The sequence below is a fragment of the Cupriavidus sp. HMR-1 genome (assembly GCF_000319775.1).
Classification (GTDB): domain Bacteria; phylum Pseudomonadota; class Gammaproteobacteria; order Burkholderiales; family Burkholderiaceae; genus Cupriavidus; species Cupriavidus metallidurans.
In genome coordinates, this window is sequence record NZ_ANKP01000063.1 from 1 (window position 1) to 14,308 (window position 14,308).

The 14,308-nt window shown below is 64.4% G+C and carries 14 protein-coding genes and 1 pseudogene; 12 read left to right on the top strand and 3 right to left on the bottom strand.

The window, feature by feature from the left end; all coding sequences use genetic code 11:
* The 3 genes from D769_RS09825 to D769_RS09835 all read left to right on the top strand — a co-directional run.
* Positions 1 to 695: DUF3108 domain-containing protein (locus D769_RS09825; protein WP_008644522.1), on the top strand; the 695-nt coding region annotated here is incomplete at its 5' end.
* A gap of 54 nt (positions 696 to 749) precedes the next feature.
* Positions 750 to 1,598: a 3-oxoadipate enol-lactonase gene (pcaD, locus tag D769_RS09830; protein ID WP_008644524.1), complete on the top strand. Its 849-nt coding sequence runs from the start codon at positions 750 to 752 to the stop codon at positions 1,596 to 1,598.
* A gap of 235 nt (positions 1,599 to 1,833) precedes the next feature.
* The gene (locus tag D769_RS09835; protein WP_008644526.1) at positions 1,834 to 2,091 is read left to right on the top strand and encodes a DUF3567 domain-containing protein; all 258 of its coding nucleotides are present in this window, start codon (positions 1,834 to 1,836) and stop codon (positions 2,089 to 2,091) included.
* Between the two features lie 118 nt (positions 2,092 to 2,209).
* Here the strand turns inward: D769_RS09835 and D769_RS09840 are convergent, their stop codons facing one another.
* Entirely contained in the window at positions 2,210 to 2,602 is a 393-nt protein-coding gene (locus D769_RS09840; protein ID WP_008644527.1) for a rhodanese-like domain-containing protein, read from the bottom strand.
* A 235-nt stretch (positions 2,603 to 2,837) separates the two neighbouring features.
* Between D769_RS09840 and D769_RS09845 the strand changes: the two genes are divergently transcribed.
* The 5 genes from D769_RS09845 to D769_RS09865 all read left to right on the top strand — a co-directional run bounded on the left by D769_RS09845 (position 2,838) and on the right by D769_RS09865 (position 8,785).
* Positions 2,838 to 3,905, top strand: coding sequence for a homocysteine S-methyltransferase family protein (locus D769_RS09845; protein WP_008644530.1), 1,068 nt, complete (start codon positions 2,838 to 2,840; stop codon positions 3,903 to 3,905).
* 28 nt (positions 3,906 to 3,933) lie between these two features.
* Positions 3,934 to 6,681, top strand: a complete 2,748-nt coding sequence (metH, locus tag D769_RS09850; protein WP_008644531.1) for a methionine synthase — start codon at positions 3,934 to 3,936, stop codon at positions 6,679 to 6,681.
* A gap of 306 nt (positions 6,682 to 6,987) precedes the next feature.
* Complete coding sequence (locus D769_RS09855) at positions 6,988 to 7,326, top strand: hypothetical protein (protein WP_008644533.1); 339 nt, start codon at positions 6,988 to 6,990, stop codon at positions 7,324 to 7,326.
* Between the two features lie 259 nt (positions 7,327 to 7,585).
* The gene (locus D769_RS09860; protein ID WP_008644536.1) at positions 7,586 to 8,218 is read left to right on the top strand and encodes a response regulator transcription factor; all 633 of its coding nucleotides are present in this window, start codon (positions 7,586 to 7,588) and stop codon (positions 8,216 to 8,218) included.
* Positions 8,219 to 8,377: 159 nt separating this feature from the next.
* The gene (locus D769_RS09865; protein ID WP_011515012.1) at positions 8,378 to 8,785 is read left to right on the top strand and encodes a response regulator; all 408 of its coding nucleotides are present in this window, start codon (positions 8,378 to 8,380) and stop codon (positions 8,783 to 8,785) included.
* Positions 8,786 to 8,850: 65 nt separating this feature from the next.
* Here D769_RS09865 and D769_RS09870 read toward each other — a convergent pair whose 3' ends face one another.
* Complete coding sequence (locus D769_RS09870; protein ID WP_008644539.1) at positions 8,851 to 10,236, bottom strand: CHASE3 domain-containing protein; 1,386 nt, start codon at positions 10,234 to 10,236, stop codon at positions 8,851 to 8,853.
* Positions 10,237 to 10,517: 281 nt separating this feature from the next.
* Between D769_RS09870 and D769_RS30975 the strand changes: the two genes are divergently transcribed.
* The gene (locus D769_RS30975; protein WP_008644540.1) at positions 10,518 to 10,682 is read left to right on the top strand and encodes a DUF1328 domain-containing protein; all 165 of its coding nucleotides are present in this window, start codon (positions 10,518 to 10,520) and stop codon (positions 10,680 to 10,682) included.
* Positions 10,683 to 10,712: 30 nt separating this feature from the next.
* The gene (locus tag D769_RS09880) at positions 10,713 to 11,147 is read left to right on the top strand and encodes a DUF883 family protein (RefSeq protein WP_008644541.1); all 435 of its coding nucleotides are present in this window, start codon (positions 10,713 to 10,715) and stop codon (positions 11,145 to 11,147) included.
* Positions 11,148 to 11,524: 377 nt separating this feature from the next.
* Here D769_RS09880 and D769_RS09885 read toward each other — a convergent pair whose 3' ends face one another.
* Positions 11,525 to 11,845: a DUF1840 domain-containing protein gene (locus D769_RS09885; RefSeq protein WP_008644542.1), complete on the bottom strand. Its 321-nt coding sequence runs from the start codon at positions 11,843 to 11,845 to the stop codon at positions 11,525 to 11,527.
* Between the two features lie 177 nt (positions 11,846 to 12,022).
* On the opposite strand from D769_RS09885, the gene argS reads away from it, so the two are divergent.
* Together argS and D769_RS09895 are read left to right on the top strand one after the other, a co-directional pair.
* Positions 12,023 to 13,831 carry an arginine--tRNA ligase gene (argS, locus tag D769_RS09890; protein WP_008644543.1) on the top strand — a complete coding sequence of 603 codons (1,809 nt, stop codon included), beginning with the start codon at positions 12,023 to 12,025 and terminating at the stop codon, positions 13,829 to 13,831.
* Positions 13,832 to 13,970: 139 nt separating this feature from the next.
* A pseudogene (locus D769_RS09895) lies at positions 13,971 to 14,308 on the top strand (SPOR domain-containing protein); the annotation flags it as partial.

Below are 14,308 nucleotides of genomic sequence, written 5' to 3' on the forward strand. Positions count from 1 at the left end.
CGCCGCCCGCAGTGACGCCGGCAACCCCAGCCGCCCCACCGAGCCCGCCCGCGCCCAGGTACGACGCACCGCCGTCGGTGGTGCTGCGCTACGCCAGTTTCGTCAACGGCGTGCAGAACCCCGATGGCCGGATCACGTGGCAGCAGGACGGTCAGCACTACCGGCTGGCGGTGGAAACCCGCGTGCTCTGGTTCCGCTTCGCGTTCCAGAGCACGGGCGACATAAGCGACGGGGGATTGAATCCCACACGTTACGAGGAAGCCCGGCGCAGCAAGGTCGAAGTCGCCCGCTTTGATCGCACGGCAGGCACAGTGGTGTTTGAAACGCGTGGCGGACAGGTGCCAATGCCGTCAGCATTCCAGGACCGCTTCAGCGTGTTCCTGCAACTGGTTGGGTGGGCGCGGGGCGATCCGCAGCGCTACGCGACCCCGGGCGTGACGGAGACGTTCAACGTGTCCGACACGCGGGAAGTGGAAGTCATGCAGGTGCAGTACGTTGGCGAACAGGACATTGATATCGGTATCGACAGGGTGCGCACGAAGCACTTCGTGCGCCTGCCGCGCCACCCGAACGACAAACGCAAGGTGGAAATCTGGCTGGCGCCGTCCCTGAACTGGATGCCGGCGCGTCTGCGTCAGACGGAGCCTGATGGCACTCAGATCGATCTCGTCTATCGTAGTAGTGAGACACATTGACGAATGCGCCTTGGGAGCCGGTGGGTGGCGCCATGACCGTACGGAGACTGACATATGTCTGACACTTCCGCATCGACCGCGTCGCAAACGAACCGGCTTCAGGTCGGGGATGTGCATTTGCAAGTGCGTGTCGATGGTACCGAAGGCCCGTGGGTGATCCTGGCCCATGCGCTCGGTGCGAATCTGACTTTGTGGGATGACACCGCGCGGCACCTTGCCGCACGCTATCGCGTGCTGCGTTTCGACATGCGGGGCCATGGTGGTAGCGATGCGCCGGTGGGCGCCTACACCATGGCGCGGCTGGCCGACGACGTGGTGGCGCTGATGGACGAACTCGATATCGCGCAGGCCCACTTCTGTGGGGTGTCGGTGGGCGGCATGGTGGCGCAGACGTTGGGCGTGCGCCATCCGGAGCGGCTGTTGTCGCTGACGCTGGTGGACACGATTCACCACACGCCGCTGGAAGCCCGGGCGATGTGGGCCGACCGGATCGGACAAGTGGAAGCCCATGGTATGGGCGGGACCGTCGAGTCGACGCTGAATCGGTGGCTGACCGCACCGTTCCGCGAGCGGCACCCAGAAATCGTCGAGCGAATCAGGAAAATGTTGCTGGAAACACCGGTACGCGGCTATGTTGGTGTAGCGCAGGCGATCGAAGCCTTCGATCTGGCCCGCGCGATCTCCCGGATTCACTGTCCGACGCTGGTGGTGGTCGGCGACAAGGACGAGGGCTCGCCGGTGTCGATCGCCGAAGCCATCGCCAATGAGATTCACGGTTCAAGGCTGGAAGTGCTGCCGGACGCGGCGCACCTGTCATTCATCGAACAACCGGAACGCTTCCATGCGATCTTCGACGCGTTCCTGGGACACGCGGCTTGTGGCGGCCAGTGTGATATTCCGTAACGCCATTGGAAATATCGCAACACAGTAGTGCACGGCGCTCAAGAAACTTGCAGGCTGCGCCGATGCCCAATGTAAGAGGGCAGCAATGGCACGACAAGGTCCGCCCGGTCGTACAACTTGAATTACGGGCGACTACCCTCAGCTTGGAGAGGAAATCGCGTCAATTCCACAGGCCTTGTGCCGGGAGCGCAGCAATGCGCGGAGTTGCCGCTAACTATGCCAGGAGGAAAGTGCGATGCAAATGATCTACAACAGCGACAATTACTGCATTGTCGAGTTTGGAGCAGACGTCGAGCATGCGACCCTTGCCTCGGGCGGTTACGAGATCGTCGACAAGAATCTGAAACGCGAAATTTTCCTCGGTGGCCTGATGGCCGAGACCTTCCGCGCCGATGTGACGCGTTTGATCGAGAGCGAACCCTCCGTGGAAGAAGTCGATGAGTTTCTCGGCAAATTCGATACGGTGATGAACAACCCGCTGGTCATGCACTGACCACTGGCGCGTCGCATCACACCGGGAGGCGCGGCGGCGGTAGACCGTTTGTCCGCTTCCAAAAACAAACGCCCGCTTATGCGGGCGTTGCTGTCTTCTCAGAAGTCGCGAAATCAGATCAATACTGTTCCCAGGGTAGCCCGTCGTGACGCCAGCCGTTGACCGTGTTGCGATGGCGCTGGGCGTCGAGGTCGCCTTCGAATCCATGCAGTACGCAGTAGATAGTGGCGAATCCGGCGCCTTCCAGCGCGCGAGCGGCTGCGGACGACCGGTTGCCGCTGCGGCAGATCAGCACGACCGGGCGGGCCGAGGCTTGCCCGGCCAGTTTTTTCACCGCCTGCACGAAGTGCGGATTGACTTCCCAGTCAGGGCCGTCGTTCCAGGGAACGTTGTGCGCCCCGCGGGGATGACCGACGAACAGGTATTCCATCTCGCTGCGGCAGTCGATGAACAGTGCATCGGGCTCGCCTTCGAGCAAGGTCCGGGCGTCGTTGGGGCTGAGGGTTTGCATGGTGCGGATAAGCGTGACGAATGCGTCTCTCAGTGTAGGCGCGCGGCCGGTTGCTGACAACTGGCCCAACACCCGGGCCGACACCCGGGCCGACACCCGGGCCGACACCCGGCCATCAAAGTGGCAGGGCAAGTCCCTGACCGCCGCAATGCCTTGATCTACCTGATAAAATCGCCGGTTCTGAATTGTCACAAACTGCGCGGCTCCGCCGTCGCATCGAAGATCGAGCCCCACCATGAGCGCCGCCCAATCCCAACCACGCCCCTACACCCGGGCCGCCAGCCTGCCGAAGCTGCTGCGCAACCGCATTCTGATTCTCGACGGCGCGATGGGCACGATGATCCAGCGTTACAAGCTCACGGAAGCTGACTATCGGGGCACGCGCTTCGCTGACCATCGGATCGACGTGAAGGGCAATAACGAATTGCTGCTCCTGACCCGTCCGCAGGTCATCACGGAGATTCACGAGCAGTACCTGGCCGCCGGTGCCGATCTGATCGAGACGAACACGTTCGGCGCCACGCGCGTGGCGCAGGAAGACTACAAGATGGCCGACCTCGCGTACGAGATGAACGTCGAGGCCGCCCGCCTGGCGCGTGCCGCGTGCGACAAGTACAGCACGCTGGACAAGCCGCGCTTCGTGGCCGGCGCGTTCGGCCCGACGCCGAAGACAGCCAGCATCAGCCCGGATGTCAACGACCCGGGCGCGCGCAACGTCACCTTCGAGGAACTGCGCGATTCGTACTACGAACAGGGCAAGGCCCTGCTCGAAGGCGGGGCCGATGTGTTTCTGGTCGAGACAATTTTCGACACGCTCAACGCCAAGGCCGCGCTGTTCGCGATCGACCAGTTGTTCGAGGACACCGGCGAGCGCGTGCCGGTGATGATCTCGGGCACCGTGACCGATGCCTCGGGCCGCATTCTCTCCGGTCAGACCGTGGAGGCGTTCTGGAACAGCCTGCGCCACGCGAAGCCCGTCACATTCGGCCTGAACTGCGCGCTTGGCGCTACGCTGATGCGCCCGTACATCGCCGAACTGGCCAAGGTGTGCGATGCCGCGGTGTCGTGCTACCCGAACGCCGGCCTGCCCAATCCGATGAGCGACACCGGCTTTGATGAAACGCCCGAGGTGACCTCCGCGCTGGTGGAGGAGTTCGCGGCATCCGGCCTGGTGAACCTGGTGGGCGGCTGCTGTGGCACCACGCCCGATCACATCGCTGCCATCGCCAAGAGCGTGGCCAACAAGACGCCACGCGCCTGGCCCGGCCAGTATCGCGAAGACACCGCACAATCGGCCGCCTGAAGCCATCGCACGCAAGAGAACAGAAATCATGAGCCAGCAAAACCTGCCCCCGCGTCCGATGCGCCTGTCCGGTCTGGAACCGTTCACGATCGACGACGACACGCTGTTCGTCAACGTTGGCGAGCGTACCAACGTCACCGGTTCGAAGGCATTCGCCCGCATGATCCTGAACGGCCAGTTCGACGAAGCCCTGGCGGTGGCCCGCCAGCAGGTGGAGAACGGCGCGCAGATCATCGACATCAACATGGACGAGGCGATGCTCGATTCGAAGGCGGCGATGGTGCGCTTCCTGAATCTGATCGCGTCTGAGCCGGACATCGCGCGCGTGCCGATCATGATCGATTCGTCGAAGTGGGACGTGATCGAGGCGGGCCTGCGCTGCGTGCAGGGCAAGGCCGTGGTGAACTCGATCTCGCTCAAGGAAGGCGAGGAGCAGTTCCGCCACCACGCCACGCAGATCCGCCGTTATGGCGCGGCCAGCGTGGTGATGGCATTCGACGAGAAGGGCCAGGCGGACACGTTCGAGCGCAAGACCGAGATCTGCAAGCGCAGCTACGACTTCCTCGTAAACGAAGTGGGCTTCCCGCCCGAGGACATCATCTTCGATCCGAACATCTTCGCGGTGGCCACCGGTATCGAGGAGCACAACAACTACGCGGTGGACTTCATCGAAGCCACGCGCTGGATCAAGCAGAACCTGCCGTACGCCAAGGTCAGCGGCGGGGTGTCGAACGTGTCGTTCTCGTTCCGCGGCAACGACGTGGTGCGCGAGGCGATCCACACCGTGTTCCTGTACCACGCGATCGCGGCGGGCATGGACATGGGCATCGTCAACGCTGGCCAGCTGGGCGTGTATGACCAGCTCGACCCGGAATTGCGCGAGCGTGTGGAAGACGTGGTGCTGAACCGTCGCGACGACGCCACCGATCGCCTGCTGGAGATCGCCGACCGCTTCAAGGGCGGTGGCACGAAGCGGGAAGAGAACCTGGCCTGGCGTGGCACGCCCGAGCAACCGGTGCCAGTGGGTGATCGCCTGGCGCATGCGCTGGTGCACGGCATCACCACGTTCATCGTCGAGGACACCGAGGAAGTGCGCCAGCAGATCGCGGCGCGCGGTGGCCGCCCCATCGAGGTGATCGAGGGGCCGCTGATGGATGGCATGAACATTGTTGGCGACCTGTTTGGCGCGGGCAAGATGTTCCTGCCGCAGGTGGTGAAGAGCGCCCGCGTGATGAAGCAGGCCGTGGCACATCTGCTGCCGTTCATCGAGGAAGAAAAGCGCCTGGTGGCCGAGGCCGGCGGCGACGTGCGCGCGCGCGGCAAGATCGTGATCGCCACCGTGAAGGGCGACGTGCACGACATCGGCAAGAACATCGTGTCGGTGGTGCTCCAGTGCAACAACTTCGAAGTGGTCAACATGGGCGTGATGGTGCCGTGCAACGAGATCCTGGCGCGCGCCAAGGTCGAGGGGGCGGACATCGTCGGGCTGTCCGGCCTGATCACACCGTCGCTCGAGGAAATGGCCTACGTTGCCTCGGAGATGCAGCGCGACGACTACTTCCGCGTGAAGAAGATTCCGCTGCTGATCGGCGGTGCCACTACATCGCGCGTGCATACCGCGGTCAAGATCGCGCCGAACTATGAAGGCCCGGTGGTCTATGTGCCCGATGCCTCGCGCTCGGTCAGCGTGGCGTCGAATCTCTTGTCTGACGAAGGCGCGGCGAAGTACCTGGACGAGCTGAAGTCCGACTACGACCGCATTCGCACGCAGCACGCCAACAAGAAGGCCACGCCGATGGTGTCGCTGGCGCAGGCGCGCGCCAACAAGACGCAGATCGACTGGAGCACCTATGTGCCGCCGAAGCCGAAGTTCATCGGCCGCCGCCTGTTCCGCAACTACGATCTGTCCGAACTGGCCAACTACATCGACTGGGGGCCGTTCTTCCAGACCTGGGATCTGGCCGGCAAATTCCCGGACATCCTCAACGACGAGATCGTCGGCGAATCGGCGCGACGCGTCTTCTCGGATGGCAAGAGCATGCTGGCTCGCCTGATCCAGGGACGCTGGCTGACGGCCAACGGCGTGATGGCGCTGCTGCCGGCCAATACGGTCAATGACGACGACATCGAGATCTATACCGACGAGTCGCGCAGCAAGGTCGCGCTGACCTGGAACAACCTGCGCCAGCAGAGCGAGCGTCCGGTGGTGGATGGCGTGCGTCGCCCGAACCGCTGCCTGGCCGATTTCATCGCGCCGAAGTCGAGCGGCGTGGCCGACTACATTGGCCTGTTCGCGGTCACGGCGGGGATTGGCGTGGACAAGAAGGAGGCGCAGTTCGAGGCCGACCACGACGACTACAGCGCCATCATGCTCAAGGCGCTGGCCGATCGTCTGGCCGAGGCGTTCGCCGAATGCCTGCACGAGCGCGTGCGCAAGGATCTCTGGGGCTACGACGCCGCGGAGTCGCTGAGCAATGATCAGCTCGTCGCCGAAGCGTATCGCGGTATTCGTCCGGCACCCGGCTATCCGGCTTGCCCGGAGCACACGGTCAAGGCGCCGATGTTCACGTTCCTCGATGCTGCCGACATCGGCATGGGCATCACCGAGGCGCTGGCCATGACGCCGGCGGCATCGGTGAGCGGCTTCTACCTGTCGCATCCGGACTCGACGTACTTCAGCATCGGCAAGATCGGTCAGGACCAGCTCGACGATATGGTGGCCCGTCGCGGTGAGGACCGTCTTACGCTCGAACGCGCACTGGCGCCGAACCTGTAGAAGCTGTAACCAGGTGCAAGAGCCGGGATGCCGCGCGCGCGTGGCATCCCGGCTTTTTTCATATTCGGCGTCAGACGTTGATGGTTGGGGGCAGGCCCGCGATGCCCTCGCATGGCGCGCTGTGCCGAATCGCGTCGAATCGTGCCGATTTGTAGCGGCAATGTCCTCACCTCTGCTTACAGGGCATTACAAGTCCTCACAGAAGCGAGTGGAGCGAGTCCATAGACTGGGCCTCAGTTCACGTGACACCGCGTGAATGCCGCGGCGAATGTTTCGCTGCGGGGCATTCCAGTAAAGGAGTCTTCCATGAACAAGCTGCTGATCTCGCTGTCCGCCCTGTCGATTGCCGCCGCCTCGTCGCTTGCGATGGCGCAAGGCACTGGAGCCACCGCCGGAAGTGCCGGCACACAGGCCGGCGTCGGTGCCGCGGTGAACGCACCGTCCCTGCAAACCGGCACCGGCGCATCGGTCAACGCTTCCGGTGGTGCGGTGACGCCTGGGGCCTCGGCCGACGGCGGTACCGGCGCCCAGATGGACGCGCCGAAGGGCCATCAGGGCAAGCAAGCCAAGGGCAAGTCCAAGAAGGGCGAAACCAGCGAATCCAGTGCCAGCGCGGGTGGTCAGGCCGGTACGAAGATGCAGTAATCCTGTCAGGTGCCGGGGCGGGCCCCTCCAGACTGCCCCAGCTCCCACTGTCGACAGACCGCGACAGACCTCGACAAACCGGCAACGGGCGCCTTGTGCGCCCGTTGTGCATTTCCGACAGCGCGCGTGGGGGCAGGTATCCTTCCGGACATGTCAGCCTGAGACTGACATATTTGGCCGCGCGGCAGCACTACAATGCAAAAAAGCCGGCCCGGTCCATCCATCCGAAGCCGGGCCATCCTTCACCGTGGAGACACAGATGATTCGCGTCCTGATCGCCGACGATCACGAGATCGTGCGTGCAGGTCTGCGCCAGTTCATTGCCGAGGAGCCTGACATCGAGGTGACGGGCGAAGCTGGCAGCGGCGACGAAGTGATGGCGCAGTTGCGCGACCGCGAGTTCGACGTGCTCGTGCTCGACATTTCCATGCCGGATCGGAATGGCATCGACGTGCTGAAGTTGATCCGACAGAGACTGCCTGCCTTGCCTGTGCTGATCCTGTCGACCTATCCGGAAGACCAGTACGCCATCAATCTGATACGTGCGGGAGCATCCGGTTACCTGACCAAGGAGTCGGCGCCGGACGACCTCGTCAAGGCGATCCGCACCGTTGCCCAGGGACGACGTTACGTAAGTCCGACCGTGGCCGACCTGCTGATCGGCGGACTGGACAAGCCCACCGATCAGCCCGTGCACCGCACGCTCTCCGAGCGCGAGTTCCAGATCTTCTGCAAGCTGTCGCGCGGGCAATCCGTCTCGGTCATCGCTGACGAACTGTTCCTGAGCGTCAAGACGGTGAGTACCTATCGTTCACGCATCCTGGAGAAGATGGGGATGAAGACTAATGCCGATCTGACGTACTACGCCATCAAGAACGGCCTGGTGGAGTAAAAGGCGCTATCAAAAAGATTCTGGCGTCGTTGCGGGGCCTTGCCGTGCGACTTGTACTGTCTGCGGCCCCCGCCTAGCCAGAACCGCGTCGCTGCATTTTGATAGCGCCTCTACGCAGGCATCCATAAATCGCTCAATTCTCGGAACCATCATCGCACCATGCCGGAGCAGCCCACTGCCTCCATACCCCGACCACTGCGCGTCCTCCTGATCGAGGACTCGGCCGTGATTCGGAGCATGTTGATGGAGTACCTGACCGCGTTCCCGTTCGTGGAAGCCGTGGATTGGGCCGATACGGAAAGCAAGGCGGTGGGGCTGGCCGCAGCCGGGGCCTATCACGTGGCGATCGTCGATCTGCAACTGCGTCAGGGCAACGGCATCAATGTGCTGCGCGAGATGCAGAAGGCGCGGTTCCCGGGCATCCGCATCGTCTACACGAACCATGCGCAGGTATCGATGTACCGGCGCCAGTGCGCCGAAGCCGGCGCGGACTATTTCTTCGACAAGTCACTCGAAATGGAGCAGGTGTTCCGGGTGATCGAGGACTACGCGATGTCGACGCCCTGACGTCGACGTTCATTCCTGCGTCACCTGTTCCGGTGCCCTTGGATCGGCGCCTTCATATCTTCCCCTCACTCGGCCGGCTCTTCCTGCGCCAGCACCGCCGCGGTCAGCGGCACCTCGATGCGGATCGTCACGCCGTGTCCCGGCGAGGAATCCACCTGCATTGTGCCGCCCAGCGCCAGTACGCGCTGCTCCATGCCGAGCAGGCCGTGATGGCCGGCAATGCTGCCAGCGTCGAAGTCGGGCGGCAGGCCACGGCCGTCGTCGCGCACGGTCAGCACCAGGTGTTCGGTCGTGCACGCCAGGGTCACTGACACCTGCTTGGCCTCCGCGTACTTGCTGGCATTCGTCAGCGATTCCTGCACGATGCGGTACAGCGCGATGGCAGCAGGGTCATTCAGTCTTGGCAGCGTCTCGGGCAGGTCCAGCGCGGTATCCCACTGGTTGCGCGTGCCGACGTCCTCCACCAGCTGCACGATGGCCTCGCGCAGGCCCAGGTTCAGCAGCACGGTCGGACGCAGGTCCTCGATCAGTTGTCGCTTGATCTGGATGGCCTGGTCCGCGTGCTGCATCACGCGCGTCAGCTTGTCGCGCGCCTCCGGATGCGTGTCTTGCACGCGCATCCGCACCCAGTGCAGATCCAGCTTGATGGCGGTGAGGATGGCGCCGAGTTCGTCGTGCAGCTCGCGCGCCAGGCGCGTCTTCTCGTCTTCGGTCACGCGTTGCAGGTGAGCGGCCAGAGCGGACAGCTGGCGCGTGCGGGCGCGCACCTTGCGGTCGAGCCGCGCGCTTTCCTCTTCCAGTTCGGCCCGGGTGGCATCGGCCATCGCCATGCGGCGCGCGTGGCCCATGCCGAGCGTCACCATCAATGCGATGTTGATGGCCGTGAGCAGCCCAATGCCGTAGCGCGACAGTTGCAGGTCATGCTCGGCCGCTTCGAGATTGTGCGTGACCGTGCCCGACTCGCGCACCTGCAGATGCTCGAGACCGCGCCGCGCATTCTCCATGGTCTGCTTGCCGAAGTCGGTGCGGACCATGTCGAGCGCCACGTCGAAGTCGCGCTTGCCGTAGACCAGCGTCAGTGCCATCTCGTTGAGTTTGCGCGTCACGAACTGGGATGCCTCGCCGAATTGACGCAGGCCTTCCGGATCGTCCGCGTAGTGCTGGCGGATGCGCGACATCAGTTCGTTGATGCGGGGCAGCGCCTTGTAGTACGGGTCGAGGTAGCTGTCCTTTCCGGTCAGCAGGAAGCCGCGCTGGCCGCCCTCGGCATTGACGAGTTCGCCGATCAGGTCGCCCAGGTCGTTCTGAAGCTGCTGCGAACGGATTGCCTCGGTGTATCCCTCGCGCAGGCGCTGGTTGCCGGTCTCGGATGCGATCAGTACGGCCAGCGTCAGCATGATGCCGCTGACCAGCAGCAGTGTGTTTCGCACGAGTAGGGAATGCTTGGCCATTGAGAATTACCGGTTAGAAGACCGTTTCCAGGTGCGCGGCGGCCCGATGGGCGACCATCGCATCACATTGAGGGGGCGGGGTCAATCGTAGCCGTGGCCCGGCCGGTCTCGCACCCGGTGTGGCGCGCGGTGCGCTGTAGGACTTGGCTGACATGGGAATCGGTCTGGATTCGGTGCCTGCTCTGGCGAGCGAACCCTACGATGAGGCTATGAGCTTGCGCGCCGTGGTGCAAGCCGGACGCGCCACTTTCGGCGTGCCCATCATCCGAGGGAGGCTGGACATGCTGTACTACGCACTCGTCTTCTTTATTGTTGCCCTGATCGCGGCGATCTTCGGATTCGGCGGCATTGCCGCCGGCGCGGTAGAAATTGCCAAGATCCTGTTCTTGATATTCCTGGTGGTGGCAATCGTAACGTTTGTAATGGGCCTGGTGCGCCGACGGTAAGTCGCCCCACGTCCGGAAACAGGAGATCCCATGCTCACGCAAAACCCCAAGGTTCGCAAGGAAATCAACCACCTGCACGACAGCGCTGACGCAGCGGTCCGGCAGATCCGCCATGCCGCGCGCGACACCCGCGACGCGGCACGCGATGCCGCCGGCCCGGTGTCGGAGGACGTCAAGGCATTGATCGGGCAGCTTCAGCAAACGATCGACGTGCTGGCGCGTGAGGGTTCGGCGGAAAGCCTGGCGGCGGGGCGCCGACTGCGTGACCGTGCGCAGGATCTGGCCGAACGGCTGCGCGAGCGTGGCCGGGACGGCGTGGACTGGGCGCGTGTGCATGTTGACGATGCCGTCGACCACGGCCGTCAGCGCGTGGTGGAATCCCCGCTGATGGCGGTGGGGATTGCCGCGCTGGTTGGCGCGTTCGTCGGCCTGCTGCTGGCCGGCGGCCGACGTAGCGACGACTAAGAAGCTGTTTCAAAGCAATTCTGGCGTCGTTCCGCAGGTGGCTCGCAAGCGAGCCGAAACTCCTGCATCACCCTGGCCAGAACCGCTTCGCTTCATGTTGAAGCAGTCGCTAAGGAAATGAAGCCGGAAGGCGCGCGGCAGGCCGCTGCCGTGCGCTTTTCCGCAGTAACCCCCCTTCCCGGATACCAATCCCTGGTCCGGGTCGCCCGGTCGCCCTGCGGCAGCCGGGCGCTTTTTCGTGTGCGACGACCGGATGTCGCAGAACCTTTCAAACGGCTTTCTGGGGCAGGGCGTGTGGAGACCGGCGGCACGGTGTCGCCGGACGAAGGTGGAGCAGGGCGCCAGCGATGGTGGCGCCCCGAGGGGGCGTCAGTGGGTCAGACGCCCCACATCACATCCGCGCCTTCCTTGACGGACTCACGCAGCATGTCGAGGAACGGATAGGCGCGCTGGCCCAGATGGAGCGGTTCCTCTTCGCGCTCGTCATCCTTGCCGGGGTGGACGGTGGCTTCGGCCGGGTGGACTTTCTTGGCGTCCTGGACGGCGGCTTCGAGCTTTCGGATTGCCGCCGGCATTTCGTCGGCCTTGATCACCCCGCGCTCGCCCAGATGCTTGCCGATGATGCCAAGCAGCGTAATGGCAAGATCCTTCATCATGATCAGGTCTTGCGCCGCGTGGGATTTGAAGGTGATCAACATAGTGGTTCCTTTCACGAGTGGCGGTGTCTGGCGCAGGGCGTACAGGCCATCCGCATGATGTCAGCATAGCACCTGATAAAATTCCGCGTTTCCCGATTTCCACTGCCGGTCACGCGGCGCGGCGTTCACTTGCCGACGCATGGCCGGAAGCACCCCAGCCTCAGGGCCCAGATATCCATGCTGCCTGTTCAGACCTCCCAACTTGCCGCCGCGTTCACGGATGCCGTGCGTGCGCTCGCCCCCGCCGATGCCAACCTGCCCGCGGTGACATTCGAGCGACCCAAGGCGGCCGCCCACGGCGACCTGGCCTGCAACATCGCCATGCAGGTGGCCAAGTCGCTCAAGACCAATCCGCGCGAACTGGCGCAGAAGGTCGTCGACGCAGTCAAGGCCGATCCGCGCGCGACCGCGCTCGTGGCCGCGCTTGAGATCGCCGGCCCGGGCTTCATCAACCTGCGCCTGAGCCCCGAGGCCCGCGCGGAAGTCCTGCGTGCCGTGCTGGCCGATGGCGACCGCTACGGCGCGCGTCCGGTCGGCGAGCATGGCCAGGTGCTGGTGGAGTTCGTCTCGGCCAACCCGACCGGGCCGCTGCACGTGGGCCACGGCCGCCAGGCCGCGCTGGGCGATGCGCTGGCGAACCTGCTGGCCTGGCAGGGCTGGTCGGTCCATCGCGAGTTCTACTACAACGACGCCGGCGTGCAGATCCATACGCTGGCCATCTCGGTACAGGCCCGCGCGCGCGGCCTGAAGCCAGGTGACGCCGGCTGGCCCGAGTCCGCCTACAACGGTGACTACATCGCCGATATCGCGGCCGATTTCCTGGCCGGCAAGACCGTGTCCGCCTCGGACGGCGAGCCGGTGACTGCCTCGGGCAACATCGAGGATCTGGAGTCGATCCGCAAGTTCGCGGTGACCTACCTGCGCAATGAGCAGGACATCGACCTGCAGGCGTTTGGCGTCAAGTTCGACCGGTACTACCTGGAATCATCGCTGTACAGCGATGGCCGCGTGGAAGCCGCCGTGCAGTCGCTGATCGCCAAGGGCAAGACGTACGAGAGCGAAGGCGCGCTGTGGCTGCGCACCACCGACGACGGCGACGACAAGGACCGCGTCATGAAGAAGGGCGACGGCACGTACACGTACTTCGTGCCGGACGTGGCGTACCACACCACCAAGTGGGAACGCGGCTTCTCGAAGGTCATCAACGTGCAGGGCAGCGACCACCACGGCACCATCGCCCGCGTGCGTGCCGGCCTGCAGGGCCTGGACATCGGCATTCCGCAGGGCTACCCCGACTACGTGCTGCACAAGATGGTCACCGTCATGAAGAACGGCGAGGAGGTGAAGATCTCCAAGCGCGCTGGCTCGTACGTGACCGTGCGCGACCTGATCGAATGGAGCAACGGCGGCGAAGAGACGATCCGCGGTTGCCTGGAAGCAGGCGTGGCCGACTGGCCCGCGCACTTCACGCGCGGCCGCGACGCGGTGCGCTTCTTCCTGTTGTCGCGCAAGGCCGACACCGAGTTCGTGTTCGACGTGGACCTGGCGCTGAAGCAGAACGACGAGAACCCGGTGTACTACGTCCAGTACGCGCACGCCCGCATCTGCTCGATTTTCGAGGCCTGGGGCGGCGCGGACTGGGAAGCGCGGCTGGGCGAGCTGGCCAGCGTGGACCTGGCCGCCGTGACGGCTGCTGACGTGAGCCCGCAGGCGATCGCGCTGGGCCGCCGTCTGGCCGAGTTCCCCGACATGCTGGCCGCTGCCTCCAGCGAACTGGCCCCGCACGCCGTGGCCTTCTACCTGCGCGACCTGGCTGGCGATTTCCACGCGTTCTACAACGCCGACCGCGTTCTGGTGGACGACGAGACGGTCAAGCGCGCGCGGCTGGCGCTGCTGGCCGCCACGCGCCAGGTGCTCAAGAACGGCCTGGCGGTGATCGGTGTTTCGGCACCGCAGCGCATGGACCGCGAAGCGGCTCCGGCCTGATCGTGGTAGGGGTGGTGGGTTGACGCACCACCCGCCAGCCCATGGCATCGGCGGCCGGCAGTCGACAATTTGCGACGAATCTGAAGCCGTGCGTCATGGGTCTGGCTCTATAATCCCCGGCATCACCGAAGAGGACTTCATGCAACAGATTGCCAAGCGCGCCCCGCGCACCGTCCGCCATACCAAGACGCAGCGTGGCGGCACGTTCCTGGGCCTAGTGCTCGGGTTGATCGTCGGCCTGGCCATTGCCGTGGTGGTGGCGCTGTACATCACCAAGTCTCCGGCGCCGTTCCAGCAGAAGGGCGGCAGTAGTGCCCCGGCCCCGCGTCCCAGCGAGCCTGGCAATGTGGTCAGCACCTTGCCGAGCCCGACGCAACAGGCGCAGCAGCCCGAGGAGCCGTCGGACCCGAACCGGCCGCTCTGGAGCAAGACGCCGGCCAAGCCGGTGGGCCAGCCCGAACAGGCGCAGCCCGGCCA

Excerpts from the sequence above, each read along its gene's own strand:
- pcaD (WP_008644524.1), top strand. The coding sequence starts at position 750 with ATGTCTGACACTTCCGCATCGACCGCGTCGCAAACGAACCGGCTTCAG.
- D769_RS09835 (WP_008644526.1), top strand. The coding sequence starts at position 1,834 with ATGCAAATGATCTACAACAGCGACAATTACTGCATTGTCGAGTTTGGA.
- D769_RS09840 (WP_008644527.1), bottom strand. The coding sequence starts at position 2,602 with ATGCAAACCCTCAGCCCCAACGACGCCCGGACCTTGCTCGAAGGCGAG.
- D769_RS09845 (WP_008644530.1), top strand. The coding sequence starts at position 2,838 with ATGAGCGCCGCCCAATCCCAACCACGCCCCTACACCCGGGCCGCCAGC.
- metH (WP_008644531.1), top strand. The coding sequence starts at position 3,934 with ATGAGCCAGCAAAACCTGCCCCCGCGTCCGATGCGCCTGTCCGGTCTG.
- D769_RS09855 (WP_008644533.1), top strand. The coding sequence starts at position 6,988 with ATGAACAAGCTGCTGATCTCGCTGTCCGCCCTGTCGATTGCCGCCGCC.
- D769_RS09860 (WP_008644536.1), top strand. The coding sequence starts at position 7,586 with ATGATTCGCGTCCTGATCGCCGACGATCACGAGATCGTGCGTGCAGGT.
- D769_RS09865 (WP_011515012.1), top strand. The coding sequence starts at position 8,378 with ATGCCGGAGCAGCCCACTGCCTCCATACCCCGACCACTGCGCGTCCTC.
- D769_RS09870 (WP_008644539.1), bottom strand. The coding sequence starts at position 10,236 with ATGGCCAAGCATTCCCTACTCGTGCGAAACACACTGCTGCTGGTCAGC.
- D769_RS30975 (WP_008644540.1), top strand. The coding sequence starts at position 10,518 with ATGCTGTACTACGCACTCGTCTTCTTTATTGTTGCCCTGATCGCGGCG.
- D769_RS09880 (WP_008644541.1), top strand. The coding sequence starts at position 10,713 with ATGCTCACGCAAAACCCCAAGGTTCGCAAGGAAATCAACCACCTGCAC.
- D769_RS09885 (WP_008644542.1), bottom strand. The coding sequence starts at position 11,845 with ATGTTGATCACCTTCAAATCCCACGCGGCGCAAGACCTGATCATGATG.
- argS (WP_008644543.1), top strand. The coding sequence starts at position 12,023 with ATGCTGCCTGTTCAGACCTCCCAACTTGCCGCCGCGTTCACGGATGCC.